We start from the raw sequence: 19,163 nt of genomic DNA on the forward strand, positions 1-19,163 counted from the left end.
TTGCTCCGATCGATCCGTTACGGACGATTTATCGAATCGTTTGCTTTTAAAACAACCTGTTCCCGGCGCAAACGCCGCTTCTCGGAACGCCTTGCCGTAAACAGCCCAAGCAGCTGCTTAAGCGGGAAATACAGCAGCAGCGCCATCGCTGTACCGTTCACCATCCCCCCGACGATCAGCTTGGCGTTCATATAAATCATTTTTCTGAGCCAATGGGGCAAAAGCGATATCCAATTGCCCAAATGGTCCGGTAAAATAAAACCTCCGACCTTCGCATTCAGAAAAGCTACCGGGATATAAATGATTTTCCCGAAAACAAAACCGATCAGAGCCCCGGCCAGGCTCGCCCGAAACAAATAAACGAGAGGGAAAATAAGGAAAAAGGCCAGCCCGAATGTAGGCAGCGTGAACATTTCCACCGCCAAACCGATGGAAAAGCCGGCCGCTACTTTGGCGGCACCGCCCTTCGCCCGGGACAATTGTAAATACTTATATTTGAACCACCGGGTCATCCCTCTCCATGCCTTGGCCCATCTCGACTTCGTACGAAAGTCTGCGGAACGCCCCTCTTGTACCGGCATCGGTCATCATCCCTATTCTGTAGTTAGTACTTTTACCGGCGGGAGCAGCTTGTTCTTGTTTACAGTTCTTTTGATTTCCCATGTTTCCGGCTTGGCCGGGTCGAATTGTTCCAGAAATCCGATAACCTCTCTCGTGATCGGAGTCGGAGTGGATGCGCCCGAAGTAACACCAACCTTGGATAGGCCGTTCAGCCAGCCGATATCGATCTCCGACACATCGGAGATGCGGTAGGCCTTCGTTCCCGCAATTTCTTCCGACACCTGGGCAAGCCGGTTCGAATTGTTGCTTCGCGGATCGCCGACGACGAGGACGAGGTCGACTTCCTTCGCCTGCTCCGCTACCGCTTCCTGCCGAACTTGCGTGGCCAGGCAAATTTCGTTATGAATTTCGGCGGACGGAAATTTGGCGATCAGCCGGTTCATAATATGACGAATGTCCCATTGGCTCATCGTCGTCTGATTCGTAATGATGATGCGGTCGGTCGACAAATGCAGCGCGTCGACTTCCTCCGCCCTCTCAATCAGATGCACGCGTTCCGGGGCGATCCCGATTGCGCCTTCCGGCTCCGGGTGCCCTTTCTTGCCAATATAGATAATCTCATAGCCCTGCCCCGTCTTCTCGCGAATTAAATCATGCGTCTTGGTCACATCGGGACATGTGGCGTCCACGACGGTCAGCCCTTTCTCCCTGGCCCGCTGCCGCACTTCCGGAGAAACGCCGTGGGCGGTGAAAATGACCGTTCCTTTATCGATTTTCTCCAATATTTCAAGACGGTTGGCCCCGTCCAGCGTAATGACGCCTTCGTCCTCGAAAGCTTCGGTCACATGACTATTATGCACGATCATTCCCAAAATATAGATCGGCCGAGGCAGATCGAGGTTGCGGGCCGTTTGACGCGCGAGCACCATCGCATCGACAACGCCGTAGCAGTATCCTCTGGGAGAAATTTTCAGTACTTCCATCGCCATCGCCCGCTTTCGCCAACGAGTTAAACTCGAATAGAGTAGATAACCCCACAAAGTGGAGCCAAAGCTCCGAAGCTCATTCCAAATACTTTGCGGGGAGCCCCGAAACTTATAAATTTTAGTAGTATAAAAACAAAGCCGTTTTCCCAATATCGCATGAAAATTTCGACTTTATTTTCATTATACCGTATTCAATCTGGAGAAGAAAGCGAATGAAGCTCCGGCAGCCATACCGTAAACGTGGTACCTTCTTCCTTACGCGTCTTTACCTCGATCGAACCGTCGTGCTGATCAATGATCCACTTGGCTATGGAAAGCCCGAGCCCCGTGCCGGCTTTTTTGCCGCGGGAAGGATCGGCCCGGTAAAAACGCTCGAAAATATGCGGAATTTCGTCCTTGTCCATGCCGATACCGGTATCGCTAATCCGAATCCCGAACTGCCCGCGGGCATGCAGCGCATCCAGCTTCACCGAGCCCTGCTCGGTATATTTGAACGCATTTTCGATCAGGATGAACAGCAGCTGCTGCAAATAGTCTTTGTTGCCCCTGACGTAAGCCATGTTGAGGACATCGATATCGCCGGTTTGCCATTCCGTGCTTCGCGGCAAAAACTGCGCGCGCCGGATGACTTCATCGACAAGCGATCTCAGCTCGATCGGTTCCTTGTTCATCGTAAACCCAGCGTCGGCTCGGGCCAGCGAAAGCATATCGTTGACCAGCCTCGACATCCGCTCCGCCTCGGAGGCAATATCATGCATCGCTTCCTTCGAAAGCTCGACGCTGCTTTCCTGGATTTGTTTCGTGCCGGACTCGTCTCCTGCCTTCAGCGCGGCCGTATTCCATATTTTTTCCAGCAGGTCGACATTGCCCCGAATGGTTGTGAGCGGGGTTCGCAGCTCGTGCGAGGCATCGGAAACAAAGCGTCTCTGCGCGCGATAAGCGTCGTCCAGCTCGGAGTACATGCCTTGGATGCGGGCCAGCATTCCGTTGATCGTATCCGTGAGCCGCCCGATTTCGTCCATCGGTCCGGTGTAATCGATCCGTTTGTTCAGATCGGCGCTTTTCTCGACCGTATTCGCCGCATCGATCACATTTTCGATCGGCTTAAGCGCCTTGCGCGACAAAAACCAGCCTGCCGAGGCAGCGAACAATATCGTCAGCAAACCGACGGAAATCAAGATGAGCCGGATATTTTGCAAAAAATGATCGACATCGTCCGTAAGCGTCGCCACCTGCAGCACGCCGACAAGCGATCCCTCGAGCAGCAGCGGGCTGTAATACATCAGCATGTTGAATTCCTGATTGACCCGGATCTTCTCAAAAGAGACTCCGCCGTGAAGCACCTTGTTGATGCTCTCTTCCGAATAGGGCAGATTGCTGTTCAGATTGCTGGACCGTTTCACTTGTCCCTGAATCGAGATGCTCTGCATGTAGATGCCGGCCGACTTGAATTCGCGCAAATTCGGCAAGCTGAAAAAGAAGCCGTAGCCTTTAATTTCTTTATTGACCTCTTGCGCCTGTACGATCAGCTCATTGCGCAGGTCGGTTTGCAGCTTGTACGAAAAAAACGTATAGAGAGCGATTCCGAAAAAAAGCAAGGTCACCGCCAGTATGCTCGAATACCAAAGCGTCAAACGAAGACGTATCGACACTTGTCGTCAATCCCCTCTCAGAACGTAGCCCGCTCCCCGAACCGTCTGTATGATCCGTTTGCCGCCGTGCTCCTCCAGCTTTTGACGCAGCAGCGCCACGTATACTTCCAGCACGTTGGATTCGCCGCTGTAGTCGTAGCCCCATATTTTCTCCATAATAATGTCCCGGGACAACACCCGCTTCGGATTTTGCAAAAACAGATGCAGCAGGTCGAACTCCTTCGTCGTCAGCTCGATCTTGTAATCACCCCGGACGACTTCTCTCGTATCCAGATCGAGCGTAATGTCTTCGTAGCCCATCCGGTTCGTCTTCTGCTCCGCCGTTTCTCCCCGTCTGCGCATCAGCGAGCGGAGGCGGGCCAGCAGCTCTTCCAGCGCAAAGGGCTTGACCAAATAGTCGTCGGCCCCTAGATCGAGCCCTTTCACTTTGTCGGCGATATCGTCTTTGGCCGTCAGCATAAGAATCGGCACAGAGCTTCCGCTTTCCCTGACGCGGCGGCATACTTCCCAGCCGTCCATCTGCGGCATCATCACGTCGAGGATAATCAGAGCCGGCTCCATCGTCAGCATCATTTTCAGGCCTTCCGCTCCGTTGTTGGCGGTTGCTACCGTATATCCTTCGAATGCCAGCGACCGCCGGAGCATGGACGTAATTTTTTCATCGTCGTCTATTACAAGAATAGGTTCTCTCAAGTTCGTACCTCCCTAAGTTACCCCAAAAAGTGAAGTGAAGCTTTGCAGCTTAATCCGATTACTTTTCGGGGAGCCCCAAATGCAACCCAAAAAGTGACGTGAAGCGTTGCAGCGCAATGCATTACATTTATCGTAGTATACCCTTTTGCCAGATGCAAATCTGAACAAGCAAAAAGGAAAGCAGGAGGAACGACTTGGGCGTCCCGTTCTGCTTTCCTCCATCCTGTTTCATACCGCCTTATTTGTTCATATCGCCGATGATGACGCCGGTCGTGAGCGTTTTGCCACTCCGTTTGACGGTAAGCGTCACTTTGTCGTTCACCTTCATCGCCTTGATCTTCGTGCGGAACTCATCGGACGTTTTCACTTTCTCGCCGTTCACTTCCGTAATGACGTCATACGGCTGGATATCGGCTTTGGATGCCGGGCTGCCTTGAACAACGGAGGCGACGATCGTGCCGTCCTTGCTGTCCAGCTTCAGTTCTTTTACCCATTCTTCCGGGATGTCTTGAATGTTAACGCCGATGTAAGGAATCGGTACCTTGACGTTATTTTTCAAGTTTTCCAGTACCGACATGACTGTGCTCGTCGGGATTGCGAAGCCGATTCCTTGCGCCTGGGCGCTGACGGCGGTGTTGATGCCGATTACTTGCCCTTGCAGGTTAAGCAGCGGACCGCCGGAGTTGCCCGGGTTAATCGAAGCGTCCGTTTGCAGCAGATGCTTGTATTCGCGCGTTCCTTGCTCATCCGGAATATCGATCGGGCGTTCCTTCGCGCTGAGCACGCCTACCGTAACCGTGTGATCGAAGCCGTACGGGTTGCCGATCGCAACGACCCAGTCGCCTACGTTAATATCGTCGGAGCTGCCCATTTGGAGCGCGGCGAAGTCTTTGCCGTCCTGCTTCTCGATTTTGAGCACGGCCAGGTCAAGGCTGTATTCCGAACCAAGCAGCTTTGCTTTGAGCGGCTGGCTGTAGCCTTGAACTTCGACTTCGATTTCTTCCGCACCGTTTACGACGTGCTCGTTCGTCAAGATGTAGCCTTCTTTATCGAAAACGAATCCGGAACCCATGCCCAGCGATTGGCGCTGATTGGCGCTGCCGTTATTCGTGTTCGGCTGCTGCTGGCGCTGTCCGTTTCCGAAGAAGTAGTCGAAGATGTCGGAGCTGCCACCACCACTTCTGGATCGGGAGCTTGCCTTGACGTACGTATTGATCTTGACGACGGCCGGACTCGAGTTATTTACGATTTGCGAAATGTTATCCGGTCGAACGATCGATTCCAGCGCCGCCGTAGTAGCCCCGCCATTGCCTCCGCCGCCGTTCGCCTTCGTAACCGATCCCGCAATGGCGCTGCTGCTTGGCGCGGCGGCACCGGCTCCTCCGAACATGTCGTATTTGTCTGAGACGAACATCAAACTTCCTACGACTACCGCTCCGGCCAGAAATGCCGCGAAATAAGATTTGAACGAGTTCGGCTTTTTCTTCGCTCCGCTGTAATCCCATTGAGGCGCCGAAACCGGCTGCGCGCCTTGTGTATCGCCTTTGTCGTATCCGAAGTAAGGGCGAACCGGACGCGGCGTCGTAATTTCCACTTGCGATGTGCCGTCTGCACTTGAGGCGGTTGTCGTATCCGGCTCTCCGTGTGCAGCGGACTTGAAAGGACCGTAGGAATAGTAGTAGGATGGCTTCTCGGTTTGGTCCGTCTGTTTATTCATATCGTTCTCATTCCCGCCGTTCGGCTCGCCGTTTTGCGGTTTGAAGAAATCGCTGTAATCGCGTTTGTTGTTTTCCATAGCTAGTTCCTCCTCCGGTTTGTTGCTCCTTGCATCGTTGATCCGATGCTTTGGTTATGTTTCTTTCTTGATTCCTATATTGCGCCCGCAACCTTAAACAAACATTAAAACAAACTAAAATGAACCTAAATTCACCCCAAAAAGTGACGTACTCCTTCGCAGCTTGTTCCGAATACTTTTCGGGGAGCCCCTGAAAGAACTCCAAAAAGTGAAGAGAAGCGTTTGTAGCTTGTTCCGAAAAAAGGCCGAAAAGCAAAAATAACAGGAGCTACAAAAGCCCCTGTTCCACTTTGCGAAGCAGCTGTTCGCCTCGCGTTACCCAGTGATCCTCTACTTTGGCATCCTCGTCGACAGGTGCCTGGAATTGGTCGAACAACGCCCCGTACGTCCGCATGGTGGCATCGTCGTCCAATCCCTCGTTGTACAGATGCTTGAGCACGAACGGCGTGCCCATCATAATACGGGTTCCCGGGTTCGGGGCATCCGCGCTTTCCAACCGGCCCCGCGTCACCTCAAACGGCAGGCGCAGCCACACTTTATTCGCCTCATCCAGCGCATGGTCGAAGCTGCCGTGATCGTACTCCCAATTGCCGCCGAGCGTAAACTGATGCTGCTGCAAATAATCGTAAACGCGATCGTACTCTTCCATCCGCCCATCTAACGCGGAATGTATCGGCTTCAAGGCGCACACCTCCGTCACCGATCGCCGCAGAAAATCAGCCGAAAATGGCCCCGTCGGAGCTCGTAGCGACTTTCAGCCTTCCAGCGATCGTTTTTATTTCTAGCATGCGCCAAAACCTGCGGTTTTATCCCTATTTGGCTGCGCCTCCGCTCCATCCTCGGCGATGGGCGTAGATGGCAAGCTGCGTCCGGTCGATCGCCTCGCATTTCATCAGCAGATTGCTGACATGCGTCTTCACCGTTTTGATGCTGATATGCAGCTCGTCGGCAATATCTTTGTTCGTTTTGCCATCGGCGATCAGCAGCAGCACTTCCATCTCCCGGCTCGTAAGTCCGGCTTCTTCGTCCTGGCTGGACTCCGTCGACCGTTTTCGCAATCCCCGCGTCAGCGCCTGCGACACTTCCGAGTTCATGACCTGAAGCCCGCGGAAGGAGCTGCGCAGCACATGCGCCAGCTCGTCCGACGATACGGTTTTCAGCACATACGTAATCGCCCCGGCCTCGATCGCCTGGAGCACTTTCTCATCTTCCAAAAAGCTGGTCAGCAAAATGACTTTGATGTCCGGATAGTTCCGTACGACCTCTCGCGTCGTTTCGACTCCGTCCATTAGCGGCATCATCAAATCCATCAAAATCATGTCGGGAAGCGCGGTTTCTTCCAGAGCGCCGAGCCGCTCCAGAGCCTCCTTACCGTTCCCCGCCTCGGAGATGACGTCGAAATCGCTCTCCATCGACAAATACGTCTTCAGGCCGAGCCTTACCATATCGTGATCGTCAACGATCATTATTTTAATCGCGTTCCCCATCATTACGCTCCTGTTCTTTACCTGGGTCTTGTACAAGCTCCGGCGTTTCGAACTTCGGGATGCTGATGCGTATCCGCGTCCCCGCCCCGGTCTTGCTGCGCAGCTCCATACTGCCGCCCAGCTTCTGGGCGCGCTCGCGCATCGTCGACAAACCGTATGAATTGCTACGGGTCACATCGCTCTCGAAGCCCTGCCCATCGTCGTGTATTTGCAGCACGAACTGATTGCCGGTATCGTGGAGCGACAGCGCCACATGCCGTGCGGAGGCATGTTTGACAACATTGGCCATCCCTTCCTGAATGATCAGAAACAGCTGATGCTCGATGCCTTCCGATAAAGCGCGGGCGAGCCTAATATCCATATTGCCCTGAAGGCCGTTTTGCCGGCAATAGTCGGGAAACCATTTGTCGAGCGCATCCGACAGCCGCCGTCCCTCGAGCTCGATTGGCCGCAGTTGGGCGATCATGCCGCGAAGCTGCTTTTGCGTCAAATTCGACATCGTCACGAGCTGCCCGAGAATCGGCGCGGCCGCTTCCATTTGACCGCGTTCGACCATTTTGGCGAGCGAAGCGGCGGACATATGGATCGCGAACATTTGCTGGCTGACCGTGTCGTGCAGATCGCGGGCGAGCCGTTTCCGTTCCTCGATAACGGCGTCCTCGTTCGACTTCGCCTGCAGCATGACGTTTTCTTCGCCGACCTTTTGCAGCAGCATCACCCTTTTTTCGAGAGAAGCGGCCATTTCGTTGAAATCTCCGTATATACGGTCGAATGGATCCATCCCCAGGGGCTGGATCCTCTCTCCCAAATTGCCGTTGGCAAGCTGCAAAATGGCCAAATGCAGCGTATCGATTTTGCGTTGATGCTGCGTAGCGATCAAATAAACGACGACGAGTCCGGAGACGACCAGAAACAGCACGTATTCGATCCACAGCCGGTTGGTGCTTAATTCTTCTCTCCAGTACAGCCAGCCTATCGCAAAGCCGCCGAGCACGATGGCCAGCGCCCCTACGAAATAGCTGAGCAGCTGCCATTTGATGTTAATCGATCTGGTTAACCGGTTCATCCGACCCTCTTCACCCTCACATCGCCGATAAACGTGCTGACATTAACCTTGATCCGTTTCTCGGCATCGAAATATTGCGGCGATTCGGCTTTCATGTTGCGGAACAAGCCGCCCTCCCACCGATCGAACACGCTCATATCGCCGAGAAAGGCCGACGCGCGCACACTGATCTCAAGCTGCAAGTCGTTTGGAACGAAAATTTTCACATCGCCCACGAAGCTGGATATGTTGATCGTCGTTTCGCCGAACGGAATGTTGGCGCGGGTCAAGTCGATTTCGGTATCGCCGACAAAGTGGGAGATGTTGAGCGGCTTCAGCTCCCAGTAGTCTCTGCCGATCCGGATATCCCCGATAAAATTGTGGCGGTTGTCCACCCCTTCGCCGTGCGACCAGCCATGCGACCAGTCGTGGTGATGCCCGTGATGTCCGTGATGCCCGTCATGCATCGACTGCTTCCATCCCCGTTTCCAATCGCGCTTACGCTGTCTCAGCTCGTCTCTCCACTCATGGTTACGCCGCTTCCACTCCTGCTTGGCCTGATGCCAGCCCATTGCGCCATGCGAGCCGTGCGGCCCCCATTGCGATCCGGAAGCCGGCTGCTCTACTCCAGGAGGCGTTTGACGCTTCGCTTCCCCCGGCCCGTCTGGACCCGGCGCTGCCTCGCCGCCATCCCCAAGATCGCTGGAGTACGGCCGCCAATCTTTCGGCGTATACGGCTCCGGCTCCGAAATAGGCGGTCGCGTTCTCGGGCGGAAGAGCAGCCCAATGCCGATTACTATCAGAATAACAGGAATGGCATATTTGACCAAGTCACCGACCCCGAAATTCGAAACCCAGTTGAAATTTTTGTTCAGAAAGACAAGACCGAGCGCAATCATGAATCCGCCCCATACGAGCGAGCCGAGATTGAAGCAGCGCTGCGACAATACGCCGTTAAGCCCGATCACAATAAGCACGACCGGCCAAAAATGGGAAAGGATATACCCCAAGTCGAACTGAATGATATCGATCTGATTCAGGAAAAAGATGACCCCGATCGCGATCAGTATAAAACCGCCGATCGACTTGCCCCAAAATCCGTTTTTCATTTTGAACTCCTCCAGCGTATACATTCATACCTGTTTTGTGTACTTTTATTGTATGTGATTTCGGGGAGCAAACAAAGAGTCGGCGGATTGATTTGTCCTCGGTCTGAGGACGGAGGGAAAAACTGGACCCTTACGCGCTTAAGCAAAGGCGAAAAAGCCGCCGTCACGGGGGACGGCAGCTTCTGTACAGAAGAAAAGGAGCCTTTAAGCTCCTCTCTTGTATCTTTTGTATATCCGTCTATTCGCGGTTTTGCTTCGCGTTTTTCTGCTTCTTGTTGGCTCCGGCCGTAACTTCTTCGGCCGCTTCCGCGTTGTAGTTTTGCTGATTTTTGTTTTTGTTCTTCGCCACGTTAGGTCACCTCCGTTTACGATGTATTATTCGACGGAGGTTACCTGTTTATGTACGGATTTAGTCGGGTCTCAGGTAAGGATCGCTCAGCATCGCCCTCAACTGCTCCTTCCCCCGATGAATGCGCGCCTTGACGGTGCCGATCGGCAAATCCATCCTTTCGGCGATGTCCTTATCTTTCATATCGTAGTAATATTTGTACGTCAAAATTTGTTTCGTCTTCTCGTCCAGCTTGTTCATTTCTTCGAAAATGATATTGCGCATCACCCGCTCCTCCACACCTTCGGGAGCCACAAGCGTTATGCCCGTTTCTTCCGGATCGCCGAGGGAGACGGCCACTTTGCGCTTGATCATATTGTAGGCCGTATTCGTTGCGATCACTTTGGCCCACTGGATCAGCTTATCCCGCTCGCGGAGCGTATCCAGCTTGCGCAATATTTTGACCCACGATTCCTGCACGGCGTCCATCGCTTCAGACTTGTTGCGAATGATTGAGTAAGTGACGATAAACATTTGTTTGTACACTTCCATCAGCAACGCATCTTGCTCTTCCTTGCTATTAGAGTCGGTCTGCAGCAACCCTGTATTCATCAGGCCCATCTCCTAGAACAGCAAATGTCAAATGGCAATGTATGCGCTTTACATCCGAACCTATAGTACCACACTATCGTCAAAAATAAAAGAAACCAAAGTCCTTTCTATGCCGCATTCTGTATAGTTTTAACGAAAAAGAAAAGAAAATCGGCTATTGCCGCACCTCTCCCTCGCCAAAAAAAGCTACGAATCGCGCCCGTATGCGAAATCGGCGATAATGTCTCTTGCAAGTATGAAAATGCAAAAAGACGCCTCCAATCCGCCCGAGCGGGCGGAATCGGAAAACGTCTAAATATAATAGTAGGTTATAAGCCTAAAGCGGCAAGGCTCGGATCGGAGACGACGGATAACACCTCGTCCCACATCTTCAGCGTCTGCTCGGAAACTTTGCCGTTTCCCTGCTTGACGATAAATACGTGAACCGTCCGCTTCCCCCATTCCTTGTATATTTGCGCTTTCGTTTCGTAATACAAGTCGATCTTCTTGCCCTTGATCGCTGAGCCGGTGTCGGCCACAATCCCGTAGCCGTAGCCCGGAATGTACAGAATCGTACCGAGCGGAAATATTTTAGGATCGGCTGCGATCGTGGACAGAACGCCTTGACGCACCTTCACGCCGGAATACGTAATGCCGTATTCGGGATGGCCGGGACGCTTGCCCGTAGACTCTACCCCGGCATAATAGCCGGTAGCGACCACTTCAACCGAGCCCAAAAACTTCGAAGCGTCCTCGTGCAGCATCGGAAATTTTTTATTTTGTTCGATCAGCTCTTGTCGAGTTTTCAGTTTGGACAATCGTTCGAGAACGATACCGCGGGACGATGCGGAGACGGGCATATCCGCTCCCGGCCCGGCCGTCTCGGCGGGATTGCCGGCCTTCGCCGCGGAGGATGAATGACCGGATGACGCAGAATGCGCATAACGAGCGGCGGAGTTGCTCTCCACCGGTCCCAGCGCGGCGAGCAGCGCCCCGAACAGCAGGAAGGCGCGGCACGTACGGGATTGATACAGCTTGGGCATAAGCAATTTGGTATCCATATCGTAGAGCATTCCCCATAGAACTCCATCGTATACGACAGAGGGAGAAGATCGGTAAAGCAAACACGCCCGTCCGTGTCACCGGATCGGGCGTGCGGATACCAACATTTACTGCTTGGCTTTCGTGCGAATCTCCTCCGTAATTCGGCAAACGAACGAATCGAGCAGGAAGCTGCCGATATCGCCCTTGTCCCGGTGGCGAACGGCAACCGTTCCGTTCCCGGCTTCCTGCTCCCCTACAATAAGCATGTAAGGCGTTTTGGCGAGCTGCGCCGCGCGGATTTTGTAGCCCAGCTTTTCGCTGCGCAGGTCGGCTTCCGCGCGTACGCCGGATGCGATGAGCGACTGGACAATGGCCGACGCTTGGTCCGCGAATATATCGGATACCGGTACGACGACGGCTTGAACCGGAGACAGCCATACCGGGAACGCGCCAGCGAAATGCTCCGTCAAAATGCCGATGAAGCGGTCCACGGAGCCGTATACGGCGCGGTGAATGACGACCGGACGAACCTTCGCGTTCGCTTCGTCCACATACGTGAGATCGAACTTCTCGGGAAACTGGAAATCCACCTGAATCGTCGCGCATTGCCAGCTCCGCTTGATCGCATCGCGAATGTGGAAGTCGATCTTCGGTCCGTAAAACGCGCCGTCGCCTTCATTCAGGCGGTACTGCACATTCCGCTTATGCAGAACGTTTCGCAGTGCCGCTTCGGCCTTCTCCCACTGCTCATCCGTTCCCATCGACTGCTCCGGCCGCGTGGAAAGCTCCATTGCGTATTCGAAGCCGAACACCTTGTACATGCCGTCGATCAGATCGATAACGTTGCCGATCTCCTCCTCAAGCTGATCAAGCCGCGCGAAAATATGCGCATCGTCCTGGCAAAACGTACGGACTCGCATCATTCCGCTCAGCGCTCCGGAAAACTCGTGCCGGTGCACTTGGCCGAATTCGGCCATCCGGATCGGCAGATCCCGGTACGAACGCAGCGTATTTTTGTAAACGAGCATGTGGCCTGGGCAGTTCATCGGCTTCAGCGCAAAAGACGCGTCATCGACTTCGCTGAAATACATATTGTCGCGGTAATGGTCCCAGTGGCCGGATTGCTCCCACAAGCGGCGGTTCATCATAAGCGGCGTACGCACCTCGTCATAGCCGAGCTTGGCAAAATGCCCGCGCGAAAACTGCTCCAGCTCGTTGCGAACGATCGTCCCCTTCGGCAAATAAAACGGCATCCCCGGGGCTTCCTCGGAAAACATAAACAGCTCCAGCTCTTTGCCGATACGGCGATGGTCGCGACGTTTCGCTTCCTCCAGCATTGCCAAATGTTCGTCAAGCTGCGCCTTCGTCGGAAACGCCGTTCCATAAATGCGCTGCAGCATTTTGTTGTTGGAGTCACCGCGCCAGTAAGCACCCGCTACGCTAAGCAGCTTGAACGCCTTGATGCGGCCAGTCGACGGCAGATGCGGCCCGCGGCACAGGTCGAAAAATTCGCCCTGCTCATAAATCGTAATGACCGCCTCTTCCGGCAAATCGCGAATCAGCTCCAGCTTCAGCGGATCATCCAGCTCGCCGAAAAGGCGGAGCGCTTCCTCGCGGCTTACTTCGCGGCGCTTGACCGGCCAGTTTTCCTGCGCGATCTTCGCCATCTCCTGCTCGATCCGGCCGAGATCCTCCGAAGATACCGGCCGGTCCAGGTCGATGTCGTAATAGAAGCCGTCCTCGATGACCGGACCTATGCCGAGCTTGACGTTTGTGCCGCCGTATATACGTTTCAGCGCTTGAGCCAGCAGATGCGCCGTGCTGTGGCGGTACACCTCGAGCCCTTCGGAAGAATCGAGCGTTACGATTTCCACCTTTGCATTGTGCTCCAGCTTGTGGCTCAGATCCATCACCTTGCCGTCCACCTTGCCTGCGACCGCTTGCTTCTTCAGACTGGAGCTGATCGATCCTGCCACCTCTTCCATACTTACGCCTGCGGCGTATTCCTTTATGGCCCCGTTGGGCAGTTGAATTTGAATAGACATTTCTTTTCCTCCCTTTTATTGCCTGAGAAGCGCAGCTTCTCGGCGATGCTCTTTTGAATTGTTCTTTCTTTTCGCTCTTATCCTTTGACCTTGGCTTTCCTGGCCTGGAATGGTAGCTTTCCGGCGTTGCTCTATTGCCCTTCCCTAGCCTGGGAAGCGTAGCTTTCCGGCGATCCTCTTTTGCCCTGCTCGAAAGAGAGCTTCACGACAACGTCGTGACGCGGCCCCGTGCGCGCCATTCCCTCAGACGCTCTAAAGAAACAGGCTCCCCGACAATGGGCACCAAGTAGCATGGAACCGCCGTATGAAAGCGAGTCTTACCGGATGAGACGCTTCTGCAAGAAGCAGCTTATCCGGTAAGACAAAGAGCGGTTCTTCCGCCAACTGTCCGCCGAAGACGGCCCCGTCACTCCGACGCCCCTTGCGGGGTCTTGGGGCGGCCAGCCCCGAGTCCTCCCCCTTGGCGAAGGGGGAAAGAGGGGGATCGGCCTTCTCGAAAGAGGGGGATCGGCCATAAAAAAACACGCCCATCCCAAAAAGGGACGAGCGTGTCGTGGTTCCACCCAAGTTCGTTCCGCCGCACGAGCACGGCAAAACCTCAGTCATCCGGTAACGGGGATGGACCGGTTTCAGCTAGCGGAAGCGGGCCTCGGGCCGTCCGTTCGCCAAAGCGGCTGCAAAGCGGTAAACGTCCGGCTCCGGGCTTAAGGGGCTCTCACCTGTTCCCCTCTCTCTGAGAAGCGTTGCCGGCGTTCGTGTCTTTGGTCATAGCCTGTATCCGTTATACGCGTTTGGTGCGAATTTCTTCGCCGATCATGTCGATTACGGCATCGGTCGCATGAGCGCCGATATCGCCCTCGCCCCGCTTCCGCACGGAAAGCGTACCGGCGTTTACTTCATTTTCGCCGACAACGAGCATGTATGGCGTTTTCTCAAGCTGCGCCTCGCGGATTTTGTAGCCCAGCTTTTCGTTGCGGAGATCGGCTTCGGCGCGGATGCCGGAAGCGAGCAGCTTCTCCGTCGTTTGCTGCGCATAGTCGGCGAATTTGTCCGATACCGGAATAACGACCGCTTGCACCGGAGACAGCCAGAGCGGCAGCGCGCCTACGAAGTTTTCGAGCAGGAATGCGGTCATCCGTTCCATCGTGCTGATAATGCCGCGGTGAATGACGACCGGGCGATGCTTGTTGCCGTCTTCGCCGGTATACTCGAGACCGAAACGCTCCGGCAGCAGGAAGTCGAGCTGTGCGGTCGACAGCGTTTCTTCCTTTTTCAGCGCCGTCTTGATCTGCACGTCCAGCTTCGGCCCGTAGAACGCCGCTTCGCCTTCGGCTTCGTAATACGGGAGATTCAGCTCCTCGACGACTTCCTTCAGCATCCGCTGGGACATTTCCCACATCGCATCGTCCGGGTAATATTTTTCCGTATCCTGCGGATCGCGATAAGACAGGCGGAACCGATATTCCTTAATGCCGAAGTCCTCGTACACGCGCTGAATGAGCCGGACGACGCGGGCGAACTCTTCCTTGATCTGATCCGGGCGGGCAAAAATATGCGCGTCGTTCAGCGTCATTGCGCGAACGCGGTGCAGACCGGTAAGCGCTCCGGACATTTCGTAGCGGTGCATCGTGCCGAGCTCGGCAATCCGCAGCGGAAGATCGCGGTAGCTGCGCATGTTGCTTTTATAAATCATCATATGGTGCGGACAATTCATCGGACGAAGGACGAGTTCTTCGTTGTCCAGCTCCATTTTCGGGAACATGTCTTCCTGGTAGTGCTCCCAGTGGCCGGAAATTTTATACAGCTCCACGCTTCCAAGCACCGGCGAGTATACGTGGTTGTAGCCGAGCGATTCTTCGAGATCGACGATATAGCGCTCGAGCAGGCGGCGAAGCTTCGCGCCTTTTGGCAGCCAGAGCGGCAAGCCTTGACCGACTTCCTTCGAGAAGGTAAAGATTTTCAAATCTTTGCCGATGCGGCGATGGTCGCGCTTTTTCGCTTCTTCCAGCAGAACGAGATGTTCGTCCAGGTCGGCTTTTTTCGGGAAGGCGGTGCCGTAAATGCGCTGCAGCATTTTGTTCTTCGAGTCTCCGCGCCAGTAGGCTCCCGCCACGCTGAGCAGCTTAAACGCCTTGATGCGGCCCGTCGACGGCAGATGCGGCCCGCGGCACAGATCGAAAAATTCACCTTGATCGTAAATCGTAATGACGGCATCCTGCGGAAGGTCGCGGATCAGCTCCAGCTTGAGCGGATCTTCCAGTTCCCCGAAAATGCGCAGCGCTTCTTCGCGGCTTACTTCCCGGCGCACGATCGGCAAGTTTTCTTGCGTAATCTTTTCCATTTCCTTCTCGATCTTGGCTAGATCCTCGGACGATACCGGCTGCTCCAGATCGATGTCGTAATAGAAGCCGTCCTCGATGACCGGGCCGATGCCGAGCTTTACAGTTTTGTTGCCGTAAATCCGTTTCAGCGCCTGGGCGAGCAAATGCGCCGTGCTGTGGCGGTATACTTCGAGCCCATCGGCGGAATCGAGCGTCACGATCTCCACCTTCGCGTCCTGTTCCAGCTTGTGGTTCAGATCGACTACTTTGCCGTCTACCTTGCCGGCAACCGCGTTTTTCTTTAGTCCGGAGCTGATCGATCCGGCTACGTCCTCAATGGTCGAGCCTGGTGCGTATTCGCGTACCGCTCCGTCCGGTAGTGTTACTTTTACAGTCATGCTTGTCTCCTCCTTGGGCTGGGAAGCTTGCTTTCCGCCCTTCTCTTTTTAATTGCCTGGAAAGCGTAGCTTTCCGGCGATGCTTTTTCTTTTCGCTCTTGCCTTTCGCTCTTGCCTTTCGCTCTTGCCTTTCGCTCTTGCTCTCAGCCTTGCTCGAAAATAAGCTTCACGGCCCTGTCGTGACGCGGCTCTCTGCACGCCGTCCCTCAAACCCGCTAAAGTGGCAGTCAGACCAACAGAGGGCATCCAAGTCGCATGGAATCGCCGTAGTTAAGCGGGTCTTGGCGGATTGGATGCTTTCCGAAGGAAAGCACTAATCCGTCAAGACAAAGAGCGCTCCTTCCACCAACTGTCCGCCGAAGACGGCCCCGCCGCTCCTACGCTCCTTGCGGGGTCTTGGGGCGGCTAGCCCCGAGTCCTCCCCCTTGGCGAAGGGGGAAAGAGGGGGATCGGCTCTCCCTGAAAGAGGGGGATCGGCCTTTTGAGGGGGATCGACTTTAACGCAAAAAACACGCATCATCCCAAAAGGGACGAGCGTGTTGGTCTCGTGGTTCCACCCTGATTCGTTACGCCGCCGCAAGCGACAAGCCGTAACCTTAGGCATCCGGTAACGGGGATGAGACGCTGGTGTCTACTGCCTGCCGGATTTCCCGCAAGTTTCGAGCCAAAGCTGCAAAGGGGTAAATCCGCTGTTCGAACAGAAGGAGATTACAGCGCGAGTCTCCTCTCTCTGGGCAGTCTCTCAGGGATTCATGTCTTTGGTCATTGCTTCATGATATATATTACAATATACTACCCGATCGCCGTTAACGTGTCAAGGATACAGCTGATCTTTGTTTTTACTTCCGAGCACGGAGCCGCACTGCTTGCAGTACGTACAAATCATCGCCCGGTTTTCGAATATTTGCATAATCGTTTTGATGACCTGTTCCTCCGGGTCCCGCGTGTGGATGACGATTTTTTGCGGTGAAACGGAAATCAGCGTGCTGACAATCATGTCCTCGAAATTAATTTCTTTATCCAGCAGCTCCAGCGTAAAACCGTCGAACTGCTGCGTATCGATCGGATTCATCTGCTCGTTGTACAGAGTAAACTCGTTGCCGCCGCGATGCATCAGATGAGCGACCGGTATTTTCGTTTCCTGGATGTACACGAAATATTTGAGCAAGGAAATAAACTCCTGATACTGCTGATCCATAATGAACTCGTCAATCGCATATTCCGCCACTTCCCGCAGTTCATTCATATAGTCGGCCAATCGGAATCGGATAAATCCGACGACATTCAGATCGTTATGCTGCTCCAAATAATGGAACAAATGATCGGCGATTTTGGCTTGCCTTCTTTGGCGCGACCGGGGGATGCCTTCCGTAGGCTCCGGCTGGTCCAGCACTTGCCGGCAATATTGCTCGATCGAGGAAACGTCCACCTCGTCCTCATACCGATAATGCCCGGTAATAATATCCCTAAGCAGCTTATGTTCCATTTCATCCAAAATAAAAGCGGCCAGCATATCGGCGGCAAACCGGTAAACGGCGGAGCCGGAGACGGATAACTGGAATTCCGGCAGCTCGGCTATGCACCGAACGGTCACGTACGTTTTGTACGAATCGCAATCGAAACGGACAGAATGTCCGGCTGTATGTAAATCCCGGGCGGAAAGCGACAATCGGACGTAAAGCTTATCGGCAAAGGCGGCGCAATTTCTCGGCAACGTCAAGGCGAACAGCTCCATCGGAACTCACTCCTTTCTTCGCGAACGATGTAATGGTTGCTTTCTAAAAGTATATGGTCCGGAGGAGCCGGATATACAAACAACAATTTGGCATGGAAGGCAGACAGCCCAGATGCGCTCCGCTTTAACGCTCCCTCTAGCGTTTGCCTGGGAGGAAAGCCGAAACAGAGCAACTATTCGCTTTTTTTTGGTGTATAATGGATGGGAAACGGCTATGCCTAGCAAGCTTTATATTCAAGGGAGGTTGTCCATCGTGGCGCAAGCGGAAGTGCTGCTGCATACGAAAGCGGTGCTCGGGGAAGGTCCGAGCTGGGACGAGAAGAACGGCCTGCTGATCTGGGTCGATATTGAAGGAAAAGTGCTGCATACCTACAAGCCGGACAGCGGAGAAGTAACGGCGAAGACGCTCAGCCAAAGAATCGGAGCGGCTGTGCCGCGTGCGTCCGGCGGCGTCGTTTTGGCGATGCAGGACGGTTTTTATGCTTACGATCCGACAGGGGACGAGCTTACGTTTCTGGGCAATCCGGCGGGGCGGAAGGAAGAAACTCGCTTCAACGACGGGAAATGCGATGCGGCGGGAAGGTTCTGGGCTGGAACGATGTCGCTGCACGGCAAGCCGGAGCAGGGCGCGCTGTATTGTCTTGAAAAGGATTTGACGATTCGCACCGTGATTGAAAACGTTTCCTGCTCCAACGGCCTCGCCTGGAGCCCGGATAACCGGACGATGTATTACATCGATTCGCCTACGAAAAAAGTGATGGCGTATGACTACGACTTGGCGACAGGCGAGCTGAGCAACGGCCGAACAGCCATTGACGTAACGATCGAAGGAGCCGTACCGGACGGTATGACGTGCGATGCGGAAGGGATGATCTGGGTGGCGCTGTGGGGGGGCTACGGCATTTATCGCTGGAATCCCGTTACCGGGGAGCTGCTGCTGAAGGTCGATGTAGCGGCCAATCAGTCGAGTTCCTGCTGCTTCGGAGGAGACGAGCTAACCGACCTGTACATTACATCGGCGCGTGTCGGCATAGCCGAAGCTGACTTGGCCGAACAGCCTCATGCCGGAGCGCTCTGCGTATACAGATCGCAGGTAAAAGGGCTGCCTACCTACGCTTTCGGCGGGTAACAACCTTATATATAAGAAAAACGTTTATCGACGTTTTTCAAGGATGAGCGACCGCGGTTCAGCGGAAGGTTTTCTTGGTACAGAAACTCGCACTTCGCTTTAACGCTTTAGCAAAGTTAAACTTTCTATCCTGAAAATTAATCGGGTGGGAGAACGCCGCTTGGAGGGTATTGTCTTTGCGCAATCCTCCGGATACGCACGTTTTTGGCAATAGGAAACCAACCCCCCTGAATTCGCTTTGGTA

Annotated in this window: 16 protein-coding genes; 1 reads left to right on the forward strand and 15 read right to left on the reverse strand. The window is 54.2% G+C overall.

Annotated elements, in window-relative coordinates; genetic code table 11:
• Positions 1–17 precede the first annotated feature (17 nt).
• The 14 genes from D7M11_RS27570 to ytxC all read right to left on the reverse strand — a co-directional run bounded on the left by D7M11_RS27570 (position 18) and on the right by ytxC (position 17,790).
• Positions 18–581, reverse strand: a complete 564-nt coding sequence (locus D7M11_RS27570; protein WP_120750481.1) for a DUF2062 domain-containing protein — start codon at positions 579–581, stop codon at positions 18–20.
• Positions 582–593: 12 nt separating this feature from the next.
• Positions 594–1,544 (reverse strand): 4-hydroxy-3-methylbut-2-enyl diphosphate reductase, encoded by a 951-nt coding sequence (locus D7M11_RS27575; protein ID WP_120750502.1) that lies wholly within the window; start codon positions 1,542–1,544, stop codon positions 594–596.
• Between the two features lie 194 nt (positions 1,545–1,738).
• Positions 1,739–3,199, reverse strand: a complete 1,461-nt coding sequence (locus tag D7M11_RS27580) for a sensor histidine kinase (protein WP_120750482.1) — start codon at positions 3,197–3,199, stop codon at positions 1,739–1,741.
• Positions 3,200–3,205: 6 nt separating this feature from the next.
• Entirely contained in the window at positions 3,206–3,892 is a 687-nt protein-coding gene (locus tag D7M11_RS27585) for a response regulator transcription factor (protein ID WP_120750483.1), read from the reverse strand.
• A 238-nt stretch (positions 3,893–4,130) separates the two neighbouring features.
• A complete protein-coding gene (locus D7M11_RS27590) occupies positions 4,131–5,687 on the reverse strand; it encodes a S1C family serine protease (protein WP_120750484.1) in 1,557 nt (518 codons plus the stop codon).
• Positions 5,688–5,955: 268 nt separating this feature from the next.
• Positions 5,956–6,378: a YugN family protein gene (locus tag D7M11_RS27595; protein WP_420818444.1), complete on the reverse strand. Its 423-nt coding sequence runs from the start codon at positions 6,376–6,378 to the stop codon at positions 5,956–5,958.
• Between the two features lie 121 nt (positions 6,379–6,499).
• Positions 6,500–7,174: a response regulator gene (locus D7M11_RS27600; protein ID WP_120750486.1), complete on the reverse strand. Its 675-nt coding sequence runs from the start codon at positions 7,172–7,174 to the stop codon at positions 6,500–6,502.
• Positions 7,158–8,240 carry a HAMP domain-containing sensor histidine kinase gene (locus tag D7M11_RS27605; protein ID WP_120750487.1) on the reverse strand — a complete coding sequence of 361 codons (1,083 nt, stop codon included), beginning with the start codon at positions 8,238–8,240 and terminating at the stop codon, positions 7,158–7,160. Before D7M11_RS27605 ends, D7M11_RS27600 begins: the two co-directional genes overlap by 17 nt.
• Positions 8,237–9,328 carry a cell wall-active antibiotics response protein LiaF gene (gene liaF / locus D7M11_RS27610; RefSeq protein WP_158606865.1) on the reverse strand — a complete coding sequence of 364 codons (1,092 nt, stop codon included), beginning with the start codon at positions 9,326–9,328 and terminating at the stop codon, positions 8,237–8,239. The genes D7M11_RS27605 and liaF overlap by 4 nt, the downstream gene beginning before the upstream one ends.
• 409 nt (positions 9,329–9,737) lie before the next feature.
• Complete coding sequence (locus D7M11_RS27615; protein ID WP_158606866.1) at positions 9,738–10,268, reverse strand: RNA polymerase sigma factor; 531 nt, start codon at positions 10,266–10,268, stop codon at positions 9,738–9,740.
• 308 nt (positions 10,269–10,576) lie between these two features.
• Complete coding sequence (locus tag D7M11_RS27620) at positions 10,577–11,308, reverse strand: 3D domain-containing protein (protein ID WP_240041328.1); 732 nt, start codon at positions 11,306–11,308, stop codon at positions 10,577–10,579.
• A 108-nt stretch (positions 11,309–11,416) separates the two neighbouring features.
• Positions 11,417–13,336: a threonine--tRNA ligase gene (thrS, locus tag D7M11_RS27625; protein WP_120750490.1), complete on the reverse strand. Its 1,920-nt coding sequence runs from the start codon at positions 13,334–13,336 to the stop codon at positions 11,417–11,419.
• Between the two features lie 781 nt (positions 13,337–14,117).
• Positions 14,118–16,055, reverse strand: coding sequence for a threonine--tRNA ligase (gene thrS / locus D7M11_RS27630; protein WP_120750491.1), 1,938 nt, complete (start codon positions 16,053–16,055; stop codon positions 14,118–14,120).
• 814 nt (positions 16,056–16,869) lie between these two features.
• Positions 16,870–17,790, reverse strand: a complete 921-nt coding sequence (gene ytxC / locus D7M11_RS27635) for a putative sporulation protein YtxC (RefSeq protein WP_120750492.1) — start codon at positions 17,788–17,790, stop codon at positions 16,870–16,872.
• Between the two features lie 253 nt (positions 17,791–18,043).
• Here ytxC and D7M11_RS27640 point away from each other — a divergent pair, with 253 nt between their 5' ends.
• Positions 18,044–18,919: an SMP-30/gluconolactonase/LRE family protein gene (locus tag D7M11_RS27640; protein WP_240041329.1), complete on the forward strand. Its 876-nt coding sequence runs from the start codon at positions 18,044–18,046 to the stop codon at positions 18,917–18,919.
• A gap of 58 nt (positions 18,920–18,977) precedes the next feature.
• Here the strand turns inward: D7M11_RS27640 and D7M11_RS37165 are convergent.
• Positions 18,978–19,163, reverse strand: a 186-nt coding sequence (locus D7M11_RS37165; protein WP_205127123.1) for a hypothetical protein, incomplete at its 5' end; no start/stop codon positions are given.

This window comes from Paenibacillus ginsengarvi (assembly GCF_003626695.1).
GTDB classification, from domain to species: Bacteria; Bacillota; Bacilli; order Paenibacillales; family NBRC-103111; genus Paenibacillus_AB; species Paenibacillus_AB ginsengarvi.

Excerpts from the sequence above, each read along its gene's own strand:
- thrS (WP_120750490.1), bottom strand. The coding sequence starts at position 13,336 with ATGTCTATTCAAATTCAACTGCCCAACGGGGCCATAAAGGAATACGCC.
- thrS (WP_120750491.1), bottom strand. The coding sequence starts at position 16,055 with ATGACTGTAAAAGTAACACTACCGGACGGAGCGGTACGCGAATACGCA.
- D7M11_RS27620 (WP_240041328.1), bottom strand. The coding sequence starts at position 11,308 with ATGGATACCAAATTGCTTATGCCCAAGCTGTATCAATCCCGTACGTGC.
- D7M11_RS27575 (WP_120750502.1), bottom strand. The coding sequence starts at position 1,544 with ATGGAAGTACTGAAAATTTCTCCCAGAGGATACTGCTACGGCGTTGTC.
- ytxC (WP_120750492.1), bottom strand. The coding sequence starts at position 17,790 with ATGGAGCTGTTCGCCTTGACGTTGCCGAGAAATTGCGCCGCCTTTGCC.
- D7M11_RS27605 (WP_120750487.1), bottom strand. The coding sequence starts at position 8,240 with ATGAACCGGTTAACCAGATCGATTAACATCAAATGGCAGCTGCTCAGC.
- D7M11_RS27570 (WP_120750481.1), bottom strand. The coding sequence starts at position 581 with ATGCCGGTACAAGAGGGGCGTTCCGCAGACTTTCGTACGAAGTCGAGA.
- D7M11_RS27590 (WP_120750484.1), bottom strand. The coding sequence starts at position 5,687 with ATGGAAAACAACAAACGCGATTACAGCGATTTCTTCAAACCGCAAAAC.
- D7M11_RS27600 (WP_120750486.1), bottom strand. The coding sequence starts at position 7,174 with ATGGGGAACGCGATTAAAATAATGATCGTTGACGATCACGATATGGTA.
- liaF (WP_158606865.1), bottom strand. The coding sequence starts at position 9,328 with ATGAAAAACGGATTTTGGGGCAAGTCGATCGGCGGTTTTATACTGATC.
- D7M11_RS27615 (WP_158606866.1), bottom strand. The coding sequence starts at position 10,268 with ATGAATACAGGGTTGCTGCAGACCGACTCTAATAGCAAGGAAGAGCAA.